16 protein-coding genes and 1 riboswitch are annotated in these 17187 nt (G+C 68.1%); of the genes, 5 read left to right on the top strand and 11 right to left on the bottom strand.

Annotated elements, in window-relative coordinates; genetic code table 11:
* Positions 1 to 9 precede the first annotated feature (9 nt).
* Positions 10 to 88: riboswitch (ZMP/ZTP riboswitch) on the bottom strand.
* A 61-nt stretch (positions 89 to 149) separates the two neighbouring features.
* The 6 genes from ACVT6V_RS24595 to ACVT6V_RS24570 form a co-directional block, all read right to left on the bottom strand.
* Positions 150 to 1118, bottom strand: a complete 969-nt coding sequence (locus ACVT6V_RS24595) for a sugar phosphate isomerase/epimerase family protein (RefSeq protein ID WP_489896701.1) — start codon at positions 1116 to 1118, stop codon at positions 150 to 152.
* A gap of 35 nt (positions 1119 to 1153) precedes the next feature.
* On the bottom strand, positions 1154 to 2152 hold the full coding sequence (locus ACVT6V_RS24590) for a Gfo/Idh/MocA family protein (RefSeq protein ID WP_489896700.1): 999 nt from the start codon (positions 2150 to 2152) through the stop codon (positions 1154 to 1156).
* Entirely contained in the window at positions 2149 to 3039 is an 891-nt protein-coding gene (locus tag ACVT6V_RS24585; RefSeq protein WP_489896699.1) for a sugar phosphate isomerase/epimerase family protein, read from the bottom strand. Before ACVT6V_RS24585 ends, ACVT6V_RS24590 begins: the two co-directional genes overlap by 4 nt.
* A gap of 69 nt (positions 3040 to 3108) precedes the next feature.
* Positions 3109 to 4155, bottom strand: a complete 1047-nt coding sequence (locus ACVT6V_RS24580) for a Gfo/Idh/MocA family protein (protein ID WP_489896698.1) — start codon at positions 4153 to 4155, stop codon at positions 3109 to 3111.
* Complete coding sequence (locus ACVT6V_RS24575) at positions 4155 to 4934, bottom strand: SDR family oxidoreductase (RefSeq protein WP_489901001.1); 780 nt, start codon at positions 4932 to 4934, stop codon at positions 4155 to 4157. The genes ACVT6V_RS24580 and ACVT6V_RS24575 overlap by 1 nt, the downstream gene beginning before the upstream one ends.
* Positions 4935 to 4951: 17 nt before the next feature.
* Positions 4952 to 6157 carry a phytanoyl-CoA dioxygenase family protein gene (locus tag ACVT6V_RS24570; protein WP_489896697.1) on the bottom strand — a complete coding sequence of 402 codons (1206 nt, stop codon included), beginning with the start codon at positions 6155 to 6157 and terminating at the stop codon, positions 4952 to 4954.
* Between the two features lie 148 nt (positions 6158 to 6305).
* On the opposite strand from ACVT6V_RS24570, the gene ACVT6V_RS24565 reads away from it, so the two are divergent.
* From ACVT6V_RS24565 to ACVT6V_RS24555, 3 genes are all read left to right on the top strand, one after another.
* Positions 6306 to 7328 (top strand): LacI family DNA-binding transcriptional regulator, encoded by a 1023-nt coding sequence (locus ACVT6V_RS24565; protein WP_489896696.1) that lies wholly within the window; start codon positions 6306 to 6308, stop codon positions 7326 to 7328.
* 110 nt (positions 7329 to 7438) lie between these two features.
* On the top strand, positions 7439 to 8821 hold the full coding sequence (locus ACVT6V_RS24560) for a chloride channel protein (protein ID WP_489896695.1): 1383 nt from the start codon (positions 7439 to 7441) through the stop codon (positions 8819 to 8821).
* 129 nt (positions 8822 to 8950) lie between these two features.
* Positions 8951 to 9697: a GntR family transcriptional regulator gene (locus ACVT6V_RS24555; protein WP_489896694.1), complete on the top strand. Its 747-nt coding sequence runs from the start codon at positions 8951 to 8953 to the stop codon at positions 9695 to 9697.
* A 375-nt stretch (positions 9698 to 10072) separates the two neighbouring features.
* Here ACVT6V_RS24555 and rsgA read toward each other — a convergent pair whose 3' ends face one another.
* From rsgA to ACVT6V_RS24530, 5 genes are read right to left on the bottom strand one after another with little or no spacing between them, the layout of a single operon-like run.
* The gene (gene rsgA, locus ACVT6V_RS24550; protein ID WP_489896693.1) at positions 10073 to 11131 is read right to left on the bottom strand and encodes a ribosome small subunit-dependent GTPase A; all 1059 of its coding nucleotides are present in this window, start codon (positions 11129 to 11131) and stop codon (positions 10073 to 10075) included.
* A 1-nt stretch (position 11132) separates the two neighbouring features.
* Positions 11133 to 12398: a 3-phosphoshikimate 1-carboxyvinyltransferase gene (aroA, locus tag ACVT6V_RS24545; protein WP_489896692.1), complete on the bottom strand. Its 1266-nt coding sequence runs from the start codon at positions 12396 to 12398 to the stop codon at positions 11133 to 11135.
* Between the two features lie 48 nt (positions 12399 to 12446).
* Positions 12447 to 12833, bottom strand: a complete 387-nt coding sequence (locus tag ACVT6V_RS24540; protein WP_489896691.1) for a VOC family protein — start codon at positions 12831 to 12833, stop codon at positions 12447 to 12449.
* A 2-nt stretch (positions 12834 to 12835) separates the two neighbouring features.
* Positions 12836 to 13072 (bottom strand): hypothetical protein, encoded by a 237-nt coding sequence (locus ACVT6V_RS24535; protein WP_489896690.1) that lies wholly within the window; start codon positions 13070 to 13072, stop codon positions 12836 to 12838.
* 29 nt (positions 13073 to 13101) lie between these two features.
* Positions 13102 to 16275 (bottom strand): ATP-binding protein, encoded by a 3174-nt coding sequence (locus ACVT6V_RS24530; protein ID WP_489896689.1) that lies wholly within the window; start codon positions 16273 to 16275, stop codon positions 13102 to 13104.
* A gap of 126 nt (positions 16276 to 16401) precedes the next feature.
* On the opposite strand from ACVT6V_RS24530, the gene ACVT6V_RS24525 reads away from it, so the two are divergent.
* Positions 16402 to 16779 (top strand): cupin domain-containing protein, encoded by a 378-nt coding sequence (locus tag ACVT6V_RS24525; RefSeq protein WP_489896688.1) that lies wholly within the window; start codon positions 16402 to 16404, stop codon positions 16777 to 16779.
* Positions 16776 to 17147, top strand: coding sequence for a nuclear transport factor 2 family protein (locus ACVT6V_RS24520; RefSeq protein ID WP_489896687.1), 372 nt, complete (start codon positions 16776 to 16778; stop codon positions 17145 to 17147). Before ACVT6V_RS24525 ends, ACVT6V_RS24520 begins: the two co-directional genes overlap by 4 nt.
* Positions 17148 to 17187 lie beyond the last annotated feature (40 nt).

The raw sequence follows: 17187 nt of genomic DNA, 5'->3' as shown, positions 1-17187 counted from the left end.
GTTCACCGTCGCAGACACCCAGGCGGTCGATGTCTGACTCAATTCGCTCCATGCCGGTCGATCCCGGCTACGCCAGTCGCGTTGATCATGCTACCCAAGCCCCCGGCATGGGCGCGACTCGGCTGCCTGCCAGGGATCAAGGTCTCAGCTCAGAGATCGGCGGGCGACCAATCCGGTGCCGCGCGCAGCACGACCTTGGCCAGCAGGTCCGCCGCGCGGCGGACCCCCTCCAGCGAATTGACGAGCGCGTCTTCGTGCTCGATGTTGAGCGTGCCGTCGTAGCCGACGGAGCGAAGGTGGTAGACGAAGTCTGCCCAGAATGCCTCACCGTCGGGATGTCCGAGTCCCAACGTGACGTAGTTCCAGGCACGCTCATGTGGCTTGGTGATCGGGACGGTGTCGAGCAGTCCATCGGGACCGGCAGCCCATCGGTTGACGCGGATGTCCTTTGCATGAACGTGGAAGATCGAACTGCCCAAAGCCTGTATGACAGTCGGGATGTCGGCGCCCATCCACATCAGGTGCGACGGATCAAGGTTGGCTCCGACAACATCCGGGCCAGCAGCGTCGATGAGGCGCCGGAGGCCGGACACGTTGTGTACCAGTTGGCTTCCGCAGGCCTCGATCGCGAGTCGGACTCCGTGCGTGCGGGCGAACTCGGCGAGTTCACGCCAGTAAGGAATGGCCACCTGCTCCCACTGGTAGGTCAGGATGTCCAGGTTTTCGGGCGGCCACGCCGTGGTCACCCAGTTGGCCGTGCTGTCGCCGGGCGCGCCGCCGGGGAGTCCGGACATCAGGACGACCGTCGGTACGCCGAGTTCGCCGGCGAGCACGATCGTGTCGTGAACCACCTGGTCGTGCTGTTTGCCGGTGGTCGGATGGAGCTGATTGCCGTTGGCGGTCAGTGCACTCAACTCCAGCCCTCGCGAGGTGATCGCGTCGGAGAACACGCGCCTTGCCTGCGCGGATGACGCGAGCGAGTCGAGGTCGGCGTGCGGTGCCTCCGACCAATTCCCGGTCGCGATTTCGACCGAGGACAGGTTGTGTTCAACCGCGACGTCGAGGGCGTCCTCGAAGGGCAGGTGATTGACCGAGTCAGTGATCAGTCCGATGCGCATGATGGGTTCCGTTCCGAAGGGCGTGAGGTGGGGCCTCAGCGCGGCTCGAGGCCGATGGCGCGATAGGCGTTGTCGAGGTACCGCATGTTCTCGACCGCGTCATCAAGGCCGATGGGCAGTGAGCCCCCGTTCTGCACCGCCGCGGCGAACGCCTCGAGCTGATAGGTGTATGTCGACCGGGTGCCGAGTCGCTCGACGGCGACCGTGCCCTGTTTCGCTGACACGACGGTGAGCCGGTCGTCTCGGTTGGGTCCGAGATAGTCGTGCAGATACAGACTCCCGTCCTCGCCGACGATCCGCAGACTGAACACATACTCACCGGCGACCATCGACACGGCCTGGGTTCCGTTGGCGCCATTGGGATACCGAACGTCGAGGACGGCGGATTCATCGATCTGTGGGCCGCGTAACATCGCACGCCCACCCGAGATCTCCGGTGCGCCACCGCACCACCGGCCGAGCAGGCGCGAGACGTGCAGGGAGTAACAGCCGAGATCCATCAGCGCGCCGCCCGCGAGCTCGTAGGACCACCGCGGGTCGTCGTCACCGGGTGAGGGCATCGCCATCACCACCTCGACATTGCGCACCGCACCGATCGTGCCGGCGTCGAGCAGTTCGATGGTGCGGGCCATCAGGGGGTGGAACAGATAGTGGAAGCCCTCGAGGATCGGCACCCCGGCCGTGCGAGCCGCGTCGGCCACTTCGCGCGCCTCGACCTCGTTGCGTGCGAACGGTTTCTCGGACAGCACGGGTTTGCGGGCGCGGACCGCGGCGAGGTTCCACGGACCGTGCAACGCGTTCGCCAGCGGGTTGTAGACGATGTCGACCTCGGGATCGGCGATCACGTCGTCGTAGGAGTCGAGGACCCGTTCGACGCCGTATTTGTCGGCGAACGCCGCGGCTCGGCCGCGGTCGCGCGCCGCGACCGCCACAAGACGGTGGCCGAGTGCCTGTGCGGGACCGACGATCGCCGACTCGGCGATGCGTGACGCACCCAGGATGCCGATCCGCAACGGCTGCGCTTCGGCGCTCATACTCGAACCGGTCGCTCGGCGGCCTTGCGCAGGAACGACATCGAGACGGCGACATTGCCCGCGGCCGCATCACCGTCCGCCTCGTCAGCCAGGATCGTGTCCTGCTCGAGCACATACCAGCCGTCGAAGCCGGCGTCGACCAGAGTCGCCACGACGCGCCGGATCCGGGCCTCACCCGCACCGAGCGGAACGTACATGCCCTGGGCCACGGCCTCGGTGTAGGTGATCTCACCACGCTGGACCTGCTGGGCGAGTTCCAGTTTCACGTCCTTGAGGTGTGCGTGGGTGATCCGGTCGGTGAACGCCTCGGTGACCTCGAGGGGGTCGGTGCCACCGATCAGCAGGTGTCCGGTGTCGAGACACAGACCGATCGTCGAGTTCTCCAACACGCGGTAGACCTCGTCGCGCTTTTCGATCATGGTGCCGACATGCGGATGCAGCGCCGCGACGACCCCGCGCCGCTCGGCCAGCGCACCCAGTCGGTCGAGGTTGGCCAGCAGCGTCGACCACTGGTCCTCGGACAGATCGGGCCGGTCGTCGTAGCCGTCGACACCCGTCGCGGCTGCGAGCACGAGTACATCGCCGCCCGATGTCTCGAGCCGGTCGAGGACCTCGGTGACGGCGGGGGCCGGGTCATGATCGGCCTCGTGCAGCACAACCGGGACGAACGAGCCGACGCAGCGCAGATCGTAGGAGTCCAGGGTGTCGCGGAGTTCGGCCGGCGAGGTGGGCAGAAACCCCTCGGGTCCGGTTTCGGCGGCGGTGATGCCGAGTTCGCGCATCTCGCTCAGCACGCGCTCGGGGCTGAGCTGATATCCCCATCCCGGGACTTCGCACACGCCCCAGGAGATCGGGGCCGCGGCGATACGCAGGTCACTGGTGGTCATGGTGGTGGTCCTCACTGTCGATGTGGGGGTCGTCGCGGACGACCGGGGTGGACGTCGCTGGTGGAGAAATCACTGTGTGTGAACGAGTTCGGCACGGATGGCTTCGATGCGCACGGGCTGGTGGGTGGCGACCGACCGGGTGGCCGCCTCGGCGATCAGCGCGACCTCCAGTGCATCGTGCACTGTGCAGGGAGTCGAGATCGACTCCGTCTCCTCGGTTCCGCCGGCCACCGCTGTACAGAAGGCGGAGAGCTCGGCTCGATAGGCATCGGCGAACCGGTCCATGAAGAAGCTGTGCCGATTGCCGTCCGGAAAGTCGCAGTCGGGCGCGAGATTTCGGACCGGGGTGCCGTCGTCCCAGCCGGCGACGACTGAGTCGGCGCTGCCGTGCACTTCCAGCCGACAATCGTATCCACGGCCGTTGTAGCGTGTCACCGACACCACACCGATGGTGCCCGACGCGAAGGTCAGCAGGATCGATGCGGTGTCGACGTCACCGACGTCGGCGAAGATCGGATCACCCTGAGTGCCGCCGGTCGCGTATACCTCGACCACGTCGTCACCGAGAAGCCAACGGACCGTGTCGAAGTCGTGTACGGCACAATCCCGGAAGATCCCGCCTGACGCGGCGATGTAGCTCGATGGCGGGGGCGCCGGGTCGAGTGTCGTGGACCGGACCGTGGTGATGAAGCCGAGGTCACCGGAGGCGACGGCGGCGCGCGCCGCGGCCATCGCCGGATCGAAGCGCCGGTTGTAGCCGATCTGAACCGGCACGCCGGAGTCGCCGACGCGCCGGACGACCTCGGCGGAGTCGGCCACCGACAATGCGATCGGCTTTTCGCACAATGTGGGAATCCCTGCGGCGACGGCCTTCTCGATGAGCTCGGCGTGCGTGGGTGTGGCACTGGCGATGACCACGCCGTCGACCCCGGCGCCGAGCAACGCGTCGGCATCGGTCACCGCGCGGGCCGACGTCAGCCGTGCGGTGGTCGCATCGACCGCTGCGGCGACGGCGTCGGTGACCACGAGCTCGTCGACCATCGGCAGGGCGGCGAGCGTGTCGGCGTGGAATGCGCCGATCCGTCCGAGTCCGATGACCCCGATCGTCAGTCCCATCAGTCGAATCCTCCCATCACGATCTGATCCCAGTCGATCACCGATCCGGTGACCACCCCGCTGCGATCCGACAGCAGGAACACGACGAGATCGGCGATCTCGTCGGGCTGACCGAGTTTGCCCATCGGCAGCGAGGCATTGGCCTGCTCGACCCAGGTGTCATCGGCGCCGTGGAAGCGCTTCTGCACATCGGCCTCACCGTCGGTCTCGCTCCAGCCGATGTTGAGTCCGTTGATCCGGACTCGATCCCACCGGTGGGCGTGCGCCGCGTTCTTCGTCAGACCGACAAGGCCGGCCTTCGTCGCCGAGTAGGGCGCGAGATAGGGCTGTCCACCGTACGACGACATCGTGATGATGTTGACGATGCTGCCCGATGCCTTGCGCCCGATCATGTCTTTCACCGCGGCCTGCATGGTGAAGAACGGGGCCCGTAGGTTGATCGCGACATGGCTGTCGAACAGGTCCGGTGTGGTGTCGAGAAGTGAACCGCGAGAGGTGGTCCCGGCCGAGTTGACGAGGCAGTCGATCCGGCCGAACTCGGTCACGGTCGTGGCCACCGTGTTGGCCGCGGCTGTCGGGTCGGACAGGTCGGCCTCGATGAACACGACCGGTTGACGAACGTCGAACTCCGCGGCCAGGCGTTTGCCCTTCTCGGTGTTGCGTCCGCTGAACGCGACCCGGGCGCCGGCGTCGGCCGCGGCGCGCACGATCGCCGCACCCAGGCCCTGGGTCCCACCGCTGACCAGTACGACCTTGTCGGCCAATGCCTGCCCGAACATCTCGTGTCGGTTGTCGGTCACGGGATGTGCCGTGCGTCGAGTGCGGACAGTTCGGCGTCCAAGCGGGCCGTGTCGAAGTCGTCGGTGATCGCGCGGGCCAGCAACTCGGCCTGCGATTCCCCGGTCAGGCCGCTGATCGGCTGGTCGAGGTCCAGGTTGCTCGGGAAGGCATAGCCTTCGGCGGCGGCCGCGATGACGTTGGCGACGCCGCGCGCGTCGCCGTCGGCGGCGAGTCGACGCAGCGCCGGATAGATCTTGCGCGTGATGGCCGACCGGTCGACCGCATCCATTGCGCGGCCGAATGCCGAGGAGACCTGCAGCAGGTTGGCCATGCGCTTGATGCCGGCCGAGGTGTTGTGGCCCGCGGCGTGGAACAGCGCAGGATTGAAGAACACCGCGTCGCCGGCCGACAGTGGCAACTGCACGTAGTTGTTCGCGAAGTACTCCCGGAACTCGGGCAGGTTGAACGCCAGGTAGCCCGGCTCGTAGGTCTGCGAGAAGGGCAGATACATCGTGGGGCCGGATTCGATCGGCATGTCCACATGCGCGACGGCACCCTGCAGGGTGAGCATCGGCGACAGGCGATGGATGTGCGCCCGGAACCGCGCTGCGGTGTCGGTGGTCATGAACCCGAGGTGGTAGTCACGGTGTGGGTTCTGTGCCTCGCCGCCGGGATTGACGACGTTGATGGCCGAGGTCACCTGATACCAGGGGCCGAGCCAGGCCTGGCTGATCAGGGCGAGCACGTCGTTGGAGTAGTAGCGGGTGAACAGATCCGGATCGGCCTCGGCGAACTTCTGCAGGGCGTTCCAGATGCGATCGTTGGCGCCGGGCTTGGCGAAATGATCCCCGTTGGCGGTACCGGCGGCACGCTGATCCTCGATGATCCGACTGAACAACCTGGTGGACTCGCTGAGTCCGTGGCGGTCGTCGAAGGCTCCCGCGAAGACGACGATGCCGGGCCCGTTGAGCAGCGCGTCGGCCAGTTCGTCGGCGAGGGTCTCACGGGCGTCGCCGGTCAGCGACGTCACGGCCGCCGCGTCGTAGAAGAGGACGCCGCGTTCGGTGCTCTGGGCGTGCGGATAGTCGGCGAGGTCGGTGCTGCGTCGGGTCGCAGCGACGAAATCGTCGAGGTTGCATTCGCTCTCGGTGATCCGATCGGCGCGAGAAATCGCGCTCCGGGAGGGAATCGCGGCGGTCGGGACGGCGCTGCGCAGGGTCATGTGCGTGCGCTCCTCTCGGGATCAATGTCGTTTCGTGGGTCGAGATCGGGCCCTCGGCGATTCCGCCGTGATCACGTCCACCAGAATGACAAGATCTTATTGTCCGAACAAGAGCAGATTTCCATCAAGAATCCATCAGGGGTGGTCTGTGCCACATCGATATCCTGTTCGCGAGATCGCACGGCAGGCCGGCGTCAGTGAGGCCACGGTGGACCGAGTGCTGCACGGCCGGCCCGGCGTCCGTGAGGGCACGGTTCGGCAGGTCGAGCAGGCCATCGCCGACCTCGACCGCCAGCGGACGCAGTTGCGGCTGTCCGGGCGACGTTTCCTCATCGACCTGGTCATGGAGACCCCGCGACGGTTCTCGGATCTGGTGCGTGATGCGTTGGAGCAGGAGATGCCGGGTCTGCGTCCCGCGGTGATGCGGGCCCGCTACCACCTGCGCGAGACGTGGGACGTCGACGAACTGGTGGCCGAACTCGATACGATCTGCCGTCACGGCAGTCACGCCGTGGTGCTCAAGGCCCCCGACAGCCCCGAGATCGCGGCCGCGATCGGGCGGCTCACGGCGGCGCGCATCCCGGTGATAACGCTGGTCACCGATGTGCCGATGAGTACCCGCATCGCCTATGTGGGCATGGACAACCGCGCCGCCGGCGCCACCGCCGCCTACCTCATGTGCCAGTGGTTGAGACACGTGTCCGCCGATGTGCTGGTGATGACGAGCAGCGAGATGTTCCGCGGCGAAGAGGAACGCGAGATGGGTTTCCGTGCGGTGATGCGCAGCGCGGACCCGCGACGTCGGATCATCGAGGTGTCGGGATCCGACGGTCTCGACGCGACCAGCCGAACCCTCGCCGGCCGCGCACTGGCGGATCACCCCGGCATCGCGGCGGTCTATTCGATCGGTGGGGGGAACACCGGAATCGTCGCGGCGTTCGCCGCGGCCGACCGCACGTGTGAGGTGTTCGTCGGCCACGATCTCGGTGATGCCAACCGCGACCTGCTGCGCAGCGGACATCTGACCGCGGTGCTGCACCACGACATCCGAGCCGACATGCGGCAGGTCGCACAGACAGTGATGGGCTTCCACGGGGCGCTGCCGGGAGATCAACGTCCGCGGGTGTCCGGGATTCACATCATCACGCCGTACAACCTGCCGGACGTGTGAACCGCTCCGAGGTGTGGGGTTCGCGATCGGCCGCGGTGTCGCGGCGCCGCTTGTGACACACCACTAGAGTGAGGCGGCCAAGATCGCTCCGGGGAGAAGAGGTCGTTGAGATGAGTGCGGCGCACGATGACCGGGACTCGCCCGAGGACGCGAACGTCCCCGATGCGACGGCGGGACTGAGGCCGAGCACCACGGCAGAACTGCACCCGGACCGTGCCGAGGGGTTGCAGTACCTGAAGCTGATCGGACTCGGTGCCGCCATCGGCATCCCGGCGGCTCTTCTCGCCTGGGGTTTTCTCGGCCTGGTCCATTGGTTGGAGGATCTGCTGTGGACCGATCTGCCCGAGGCGCTGGGCGCCAGCGCCCCACCGTGGTATCTGGTGATCGGGTTGCCGGTGGTCGGTGCGGTGATCGTGGCGCTGGCGACCGCGTTGTTGCCCGGCGGGGGTGGGCATTCGCCGCTGGACGGGGTCAGTGTGTCGCCCACGCCCTGGCAGTACGCCCCGGGGATCGCACTGGCGGCCATCGGCACGTTGGCGTTCGGCGCGATTCTCGGCCCGGAGGGGCCGTTGATCGCGCTCGGCTCGGCCGTCGGAGTCGCGGTCGTGCCGTTCGCGCGGGTCTCGGAACAAGGCAAACGGGTGCTCGCCACGGCCGGATCGTTCTCTGCGGTGTCGGCACTGTTCGGTGGGCCCCTGGTCGCCGGTCTGTTGCTCCTCGAGGCCGGACTGGCGACCGGGGCGGCGTTGCTCCCGGCCCTGCTGCCGGGCCTGATGGCGGCCGCCATCGGATATGTGGTGTTCATCGGCCTCGGTGACTGGGGCGGTCTCGGCACGATGTCGATGGCGGTGCCCGAGATGCCCGACTATCAGGGCACGCGCATCCTGGATCTGCTGCTGGCCGTGGTCGTCGGCGTGGTGGCGAGCCTGATCATGTTTCAGGTCAAGAAGGCGGGCACGATGATCGATCGGGCGGCGTCGATCGACCGGCGCCGTCGCTACGGCTTGCTGGTCGTCGGCGGTCTCGCGGTCGGGGTACTGGCGATGATCGCGCGATGGCTCGGTGCCGACTCCGATGACATCCTGTTCTCCGGCCAGAACGCTGTGCCCGCCGTGCTCGCCGAGACCGGCGTCGGCGTGGTGCTGGTGATCATCGTCGCGAAAGCGATCGGGTACGCCATCTGCCTGGGCTGCGGTTTCCGCGGTGGACCGGTGTTTCCGGCGATCTTCATCGGAGTGGGGGTCGCATCCATCGGGTGTCTGCTGTTCGGCTGTTCGATCACCTGGGCGCTTGCGGTCGGTGCCGCGGCCGGGATGACGGCGGGCACCGGGTTCGTGTTCAGTGCGCTGCTGTTCAGCATGCTGCTGACCGGCTCGGTCGGCGTCGACGCGGTGCCGGCCGCGGTGCTGGGCGTGATCGCCGCCTGGCTGACGACCGCGGCGCTCTCTCGCCGACGAGACACCGCCGGATCTGCCGCCGAGACCGTGACCTGACCTGACCTGACGGCTGGCTCGGTGGCCGACGACGCGGTCACAGACGACACAGTGGCAGTCGACTCGGTGGCAGTCGACTGCATCACGTAATGCTGGCAGATGTGATCTTTGTTATGACATAATGACAGGATGTCGGCACAGGCCTTACAGATTCCGGTCGAGCTCGATCGGTCCACGCCGGTCCCGCTCTATCATCAGCTCGCTCAGGCCATCGAGGCCGCGATCGTACGGGGCGACCTCACGCCCGGTGACCGTCTCGAGAACGAACTCGACATGGCGGGCCGTTTGAAGTTGTCGCGGCCGACCATTCGCCAGGCCATCCAGGAACTCGTCGACAAGGGTGTCGTCGTCCGCAAGCGCGGGGTCGGGACGCAGGTGGTGCAGAGTCCCGTGCATCGCTCGGTGGAGTTGACCAGCTTGTACGACGACCTGTCGACTGCCGGCATGCATCCCAGCACTCAGCTGCTCGAGTATCGGATCGGCGTGCCCGACGAGGAGCTGCGCACCGAACTCGCACTGCCGGTCGGGGCCGAGGCCGTCACCGTCAAGCGCCTTCGCTCCGCCGGCGGAGAACCGTTGGCGTTGATGATCAATCATCTCCCCGCCGAGATCTGCCCGCCCGCCGGCGAACTGGAGAACGGCGGTCTTTACAAGGGACTGCGCGGTCGGGGGGTGCACATCCGCCTCGCGCGACAGCGGATCGGCGCGAAGTCGGCGGATGAGGAGGAGGCCGCGTTGCTCGGGGACTCCGTCGGTGCGCCGCTACTCACGATGCAGCGCACCGCATTCGACGACGCGGGCCGCGTCGTCGAGGTGGGTCAGCACGCTTACCGCGCGGACCGGTACTTCTTCGAGACCACCGTCGTCGACCGTTGAGGTAGCGGAACGGCGCGACAAAGCGTCAGACCTCGCCGACAGAACCCCGATTGCCGCCGAGAGAACCCGAAATTCCGCCGACAGAACCCGGATGGTCGGCGACAGAACCCGGATGGTCGCCGAAAGAACCCGAAATTCCGCCGACAGAACCCGGATGGTCGGCGAGAGAACCCGAACCGCCCGCGGGTGAGCCCTGCGGCGCGAGAAGAGCGCTGTGTACTTCGTAGATCGGCAGGTTCTGCCTGCCAGATTTTCGGTTCTGTCGACAAGAAAAAGGGTTCTGTCGGTGAGACTTTGGGTTCTGTCGGCAAGGAGTAGGGTTCTGTCGGCGAAATCTCGGGTTCTGTCGGCAAGAAGTGGGGTTCTGTCGGCGGATTATCGGGTTCTGTCGGGCTGAGGGTCGTTGTCGTCGCGAGGGGAGTCGGCGGGCTCCGGTCCGCTCGACGTGACGGCGACCAGCAGGGCGCGCACCGCCATCGCGCGACGATACGAGTTTCCGTCCAGCTGATCGAGTGCGCACTCCGGATCGGCCGGCGGGCCGAGGTGGGTACAACCGCGGGGACAGTCCTCGATGGCGTCGCGCAGGTCGTCGAAGGCGTCGACGATGTCGTCGGGTCCCACGTGTGCCAGACCGAACGAACGGATTCCCGGTGTGTCGATCACCCACCCCAGCCGATCTCCGGCACCGGGCAACGGCAGCGCCACCGACTGCGTGGATGTGTGGCGGCCCTTGCCGACGCCGGAGACCACGCCGGTCGCCCGATCGGCATCGGGCACAAGGCGATTCACCAGTGTGGACTTACCGACCCCGGAGTGGCCGATGAAGGCGGTGATGTGCCCCGCGAGCATCGAGGACACCGCGTCGATCGGATCGGCCCGGCCCGCGAGCACGATGGGGAGTTCGAGGTCGGCGAACGCCCGGGTGAACTCCTCGGGATCGGCGAGATCGGACTTGGTGAGGCACAGGATCGGGGTCAGCCCGCCCACATATGCGGCGGCCAGGGTTCGCTCGACGAACCCGGTCCGTGGCGGGGGATCGGCCAGCGCGGTCACGATCAGCAACTGGTCGGCGTTGGCCACGACGATCCGCTCGTACGGGTCGGTGTCATCGGCGGTGCGGCGCAGGACCGTCGTCCGCTCGGCCACCTTCACGATGCGCGCCAGGGTGTCCGGGCGGCCGGACAGGTCGCCGACGACGGCCACCTCATCGCCGACGACGACCGGTGTGCGCCCGAGTTCGCGGGCACGCATCGCCACCACGTGCCGTTCCGGGTCGCCACCCAGGACACAGCCCCACCGCCCGCGGTCGACGGAGACGACCATGGCATCGACGGCGTCGTCATGGCTGGGCCGCTGTTTGGTGCGTGGCCGGCTGCCCTTGCCAGGACGTATCCGGACGTCGGACTCGTCATAGCTCGAGGCGCGGCGGCTCACGTCAGAGGTGACCGATCATCTTCTGCCACATGCCCGGGAAGTCCGGCAGCGTCTTGGCCGTGGTCTCCACATCGTCGACGGTGACCCCCTGGACGACCAGACCGATGATGGCACCGGCCGTGGCCATCCGATGATCGGCGTAGGACTCCCACACCGCACCGTGGAGCGGGGCGGGATTGATGCGCAGCCCGTCCTCGGTCTCGGTGCACTCGCCGCCGAGTCGGTTGATCTCGGTCGAGAGCGCGGCCAGCCGATCGGTCTCGTGACCACGGAGATGGGCGATGCCGGACAGGACCGACTCACCGTCGGCGAGCGCACACAGCGCCGCGACGGTCGGCGTCAGCTCCCCGACGTCACGCAGGTCGATGCTCACCCCACGCAGCCGCGCCGGTCCACGGACCGTCAACGCCGAGTCGGCGCGCTCGATGTCACACCCCATCTCGGACAGGATCTCGACGATCTGGGCACCAGGCTGGGTGGTGGTCGCCGGCCAGCGGGGCACGGTGACCGCCCCACCCGTGACCGCGGCGGCAGCGAGGAACGCCGAGGCGTTGGACAGGTCGGGTTCGATCTCCCAGTCGATGGCACCGATCGGTCCCGGCGCCACCCGCCACGTGTCGGCATCGGGACGTTCGACGACCACGCCGGCGGTGGCCAGCATCTCGACCGTCATGTCGATGTGCGGCATCGACGGCACCGGGGCGCCGACGTGCCGCACGGTGACCCCGGTGTCGAACCGGGCGGCCGACAGGAGCAGACCGGAGACGAACTGGGATGACGCGGACGCGTCGATGGTGACCTCCCCGCCGCGGGCCGATCCGGTGCCGTCGACGGTGAAGGGCAGGCGGTCCCCGCTGACCTTGACCCCGAGCCCGCGCAGGGCGTCGAGGATCGTGGCCAGCGGGCGGGTGCGGGCCTGGTCATCGCCGTCGAACGCCACGGATCCGGTGGCGAAGGCCCCGACCGGAGGCAGGAACCGCATGACCGTCCCGGCAAGGCCGCAGTAGACGTCGGCCTCGTGCATGGGTCGCGGGACGACATCAATGGTCGTCGCGTCGTCCGGGTCGACATGCACGCCGACACCGAGACCGCTGAGTCCACTCAACATCAGGTTCGTATCGCGGCTGCGCAGCGCGCCGCGGACGGTGGACGGGCCGTCGGCGAGGGCGGCGAGAATGAAGGCGCGATTCGTGATCGACTTGGAGCCGGGCAACTCGACGGTCGCCTCCACCGGCGACGTCACGGTGGGCGCGCTCCAGATACTCATGCGATCCAGTTTGGCATGCCGCCGGCGCTGGTCATCTTCTCGAGGGGGTCAGCGGGTGTCCCGCCGAAGCGGGTGATCGGCCGGGATCTCGACGACGATGACGGTGCGGTCGTCGGGATCGGCGACGTGCATCTCGATCAGTCCCCACGATTCGGTGCGTGCCTCGCGAACGATGGGGACGTCGGCGGCACGCAGCTCACGCTCGGTGTCGGCCATGTCGCGGACCTGCAGCCACAGGGCGGCGTCGGCGCCACCGCCTGCCGTCACGTCGCCGCTCATGTGCGCCGGGATCTCGATCAGTCCGTTGCCCGCGTGGAACACCACGCCGCCCGGATATTCACGCGCGACGGCCAGTCGCAGGCGGTGACGGTAGAAATGTTGCAGCCGCTCGGGATCTGCGGAACGCAACAGGACCCTGCTACCGAGAACCTCCACGTCTATTGGCCCTCGGTCGACCCATCGGTGCCGCCGAGCGCGTGCCCCCGGTTCAGGTCGTTGCCGTGGCGGGCGGCCTCATAGATGGCCCGCTCGCGGGCGATCCGATCGGTCTCACCGATCGGCTTCGCGTCGCCGAAAGCGAACGCGGAGTCGTGTTCGTACTCGTGCGGCTTGTCGGGGTCGTCGTCGGAGAGGGCGTCGGCCGGGTGGTGATCGTGGTGAGGGCGCTCGGACATGCACCAACGATAAACCGCCGTCGCCGACTTCACGGCGTGCTGCGCGACACAGATGACCGATCCGGGCGCAGCACCGCCAGCACGGCCAGGGCCCCTGAGCGGGTGGCGGCCGCTTCGAGTTCGGTGGCGCGGCGCTCGGCATCGTCGTCGCGGCGGGCCTCGGCCAGCAGATATCGGGCGAGACGTGCCTCGTGCTGACCGAGCCCGGGACCTGTGGTGAGCGCCTCGGCGACGCATTCCTCGGCGCGGTCGAGTTCCCCGTTGGCGATGTCGATCATGGCCAGACGCGACAGCGCCCACGACCGGAAGAGGTCGAGGTGTGCACTGGCCTGCAGCGATGCGGTGAAGGCGGCGTGGGCCGCGGCCAGATCGCCGCGGGTCTGGTGGGCGATGCCGAGAGCACGGTTGGCCGTCGCGGTCCATCCCCGGTGACCGATCTGCCGGGCGATGCGCAGGGCCTCGCGGGCATCGGCCAGTGCGTCGTCGACGTGTCCGAGAGCCGCCGACGCCTCGCTGCGGTGCCAGAGCGCGTAGGTGATGCCTTCCTGGTGGCCCAGGGTGCGCGCAAGGTCGACGGCGATGTCGGTCTCGGCATGACCTTCGCCGGGTCGGGCGGCGAAGACGAGGGCGTGCCCATGCGTGGATCGAGGGGTGATCACGCGCAGGAGGTCCCCCGAATCGGTGAACAGGTCGGCGGCCCGGGCGAGGAGTTCGCCGCCCCGCTCGATCTCGCCATCGAGGAAGGTGGCCATGGCACGTGCGTCGAGTACCCGTGCGACTCCCGCCGCATCACCGAGTTCGGTGTAGTTCCGGATCGCCTCCTCGGCGCGCTCGGCAGCACGATCCGCGCGATCGAGGTTCATGTCGAGCACCGAACCCACCTCGAGTGCGCGGGCTCGCGCCCCGGGGTCCGCGCCGGCACGCACGATGGCCATCTCGCACAGGTCGGCGGCTCGCACCATGTCGTCGGAGCCGGACGCGACCATCGCGAGCTCGGCCAGCACGACGGCTTGGCGTGGCCCGGGCAACGCGGAGTTCAGTGCGGCACCGAAGTCGGCCCGCGCGCCGGTGAGGTCTCCCACCCGGGCTCGGGCCAGCGCCCGCACCTCGTGGAGGGCGGCGACGGTGACCGCGGGACCCGATCCGCCGATCGCGAGTCCCGAGCCGGCCAGGGAGATCGCCTCGTCGTGGGCGAACGCGTCCAGCGCGGAGCGGGAGGCGATGACATAGGCCTGCGCAGCCCGTCGGCCTTCCCCGGCGAGGTGCCAGTGACGGGCTGCGCTCGCGGCGTCTGCCGACTCGTCGGTCGCCGCAGCGGCCAGCGCGTGCAGACGGGCGCGGCGGGCCGGGTCGAGCCGCTGCTCGCCGACATCGCTGATCATGTCGTGCGCGGTGGCCCACCCCTGCTCGCCGAGGCGGACCAGGTCGGCGTGCGCGAGGCGGGTCAGTGCATCGAGGACCTCCGCCGGCTCTGCGTCGAGCACGCGGGCCAACTCACGTGCCGGCGTCTCGTGACGCAGGATCGCCAGCAGGTCGATCACATCGGCGGCCGGTCCGGTGATCGCGTCGAGACGGCGGCCGAGGTTGTCCTGCTGGGAGGACCGCGCGACCTCGCGTAGCGCGGCATGGTCGGCAACCGTGGCGTGCCACCTGCCCTGGCGGTCGAAGTCGACCATTCCGGCGCCGACGAGCCTGCGCAACGCCTCCGCGATGGCGATCGGGGAGTGGTCCGTGTGTTCGAGCAGCGTCTCGCTCACCGCAGGGTCGGCGATGAGGTCCCGCACGGCGGGGCCGTCGAGCCCGCCCAACGTGATTCGCACATCGGGATCGAGAGCCGTGAGTCCGGCATGACGACTCGTCTCGGGATAGACCTCGTCGGTCCGGTAGGCCAGCACCCACGAAGGTCGCGGTGATCGGCGGATCGCCGCGGCCACCGCCGACAGGCTGCTCTCGTCTGACCATTGCAGATCGTCGATCACGACGACCGTCATGTGGCTTTCGGCGATGAGTCGGGCCAGAACCTCGATCACCAACGCCCGCATGGACTCAGCGTCGGCATGAACGTCGACGGCGGGTACCAGATCGGGAACCAGCGCCGTCAGTGCACCGCGGAGCGGGCCCGTCACCTCGTCGACGAGGCCGGGGTCGCCCGACAGGATCTCCCGGATGAGGGCCGCGGCCATACTCCAGATGTCATCGCGCTGGGCGGCGAAGCACCGGACGATGGCGGCGTCGTCGTGTGCGCGCAGCTCGGCGAGGAGACGGGACTTGCCGGTGCCGGATCGACCGGCGACGGTGATCACCGATCCGGGTGATGCTGTCGCCGAACGTAACCGGTCGAGCTCGGCTCCGCGGCCGACGAACCGCAGCGGGGGCATCGTCGGCGTGCGGGTCGTCGGCGTGCGGGTCATCGGCGACGGACTCGCTTGTGTCCGCGGTGCGCCGCTGTGCAGAAGGCCCTCGAATTCCGTCACGGTGGCAGGTGACGGGTCGACGCCGAGTTCCTCGGCGAGATCCCGGCGGAAGCGGTCGTAGAGTGTGAGCGCACGGCGGGGGTCGCCATGTGCTGCGAACGATCGCATCGCCAGCACCACCGAGTTCTCCCTCAGCGGCGCGGCGGCCAGTGCGGTCGTCGCCCACTCGACGGCCTGTCCGGTGTCGCGTTCGGCGAGGGCTGCGTCGATTCCGCGTTCGAGTGCCTCGATCCGATACTGCGTCAACATGTCTCGGTATCCGGTCGCCCAGTCGTCGTACCGATCCTCGCTCAGCGGCTCGCCCGACCAGAGTTCCAACGCAGCGTCGCAGGTGGTCAGGGCGTCATGGCCGTCGACGGTGCGCGAGGCGGTCACCAGCGTGACGAACTCGTCGGTGTCGAGGCGATACCGGTTCTCCGCCAATCCGATCCGATACCCCGAATCGTGGGACACGATCAGGTCGCGCAGCCCCACCGCATGACGGGCCCGGGTGACCAGCACGGCCAGATTCGCCGCGGGATCCCGCGGCGTCCGCGCCGGCCACAGCATGCCGGTGAGCGTGTCGATGCTGACGTGCTCGTGCTTGCGGGTCAGCATGATTCGCAGCAATTGGCGGACCTTGCGGCCGCCGAAGGCGGGGGCGGGGACCTCGAGGCCGTCCACGAGTACCACGAAGCGACCGAAGAGGCGGAACTCGACAGCCACCGCGGCAGGTCGGACGCCGGTCATCGCTCGATGATCCGCTCGCCGCAAGGAAACCGCAAGGTCGGACTCCTAGCGTCGAATCGACCCCATCACGGGGCGAGAACCACTCGGTGCCGAGCCGGAACCGAGGCCACCCGATCCGGAGGAATCATGACCGCCACACAACAGCACACCGAACACCGGGACTTCGCCGAGCCCGACGAGGTCCGCACCTTCGAGCACGGGATGATGGAACTGCTCAATGTCGGCGGTTCCGACATCGGCCGACTCGTCCTGCAACCGGGATGGCGCTGGTCGAACGACGTGAAGCCGCTCGCCGGGACCGACCTCTGCGAGGCGCCGCATTTCCAGTATCACGTGTCCGGCACGTTGCACGTCCAGATGGCCGACGGCACCGAGTTCGACGCGACGCCGGGGCAGTTCACGTCGCTGCCGTCCGGACACGACGCCTGGGTCGTCGGTGACGAAGCGGTCGTCGTGGTCGACTTCTATGGCGCCAGCAACTACGCGAAAGAGGCAGGCGCATGATGACTTCGAGCACCGTTCACACCGACGCCCTCGCTGTGGTGGACGCGTTCAACGCCGCCTTCGGGCGCGGCGACATCGACGCGGTGATGGCGGCGATGACCGAGGACTGTGTCTTCGAGTCCACCGCGCCGCCAGCGGGCAGACGGTACGAAGGTCAAGTCGAGGTGCGTCAGGCGTGGATCGACTTCTTCGCCACGACAACCGATCCGGTCTTCGAGGTGGAGGAGAGTCTGGTCGCCGGTGACCGGGTGGTGGTCCGCTGGCGATTCACCTGGGGAGGTGATCACCCCGGCGCCGTGCGCGGCGTCGACCTGTTCACCATCGTCGACAGCAAGGTCGCGGAGAAGCTCGCCTACGTCAAAGGGTGAGGTCAAAGGGTGAGGTCAAAGGGTGAGGTGGCGCTCGCAC

Source organism: Gordonia sp. LMA167 (genome assembly GCF_058130025.1).
The sequence above is the reverse complement of the archived record's forward strand: the minus strand, read 5'-3'. Positions and strand labels throughout refer to the sequence as shown.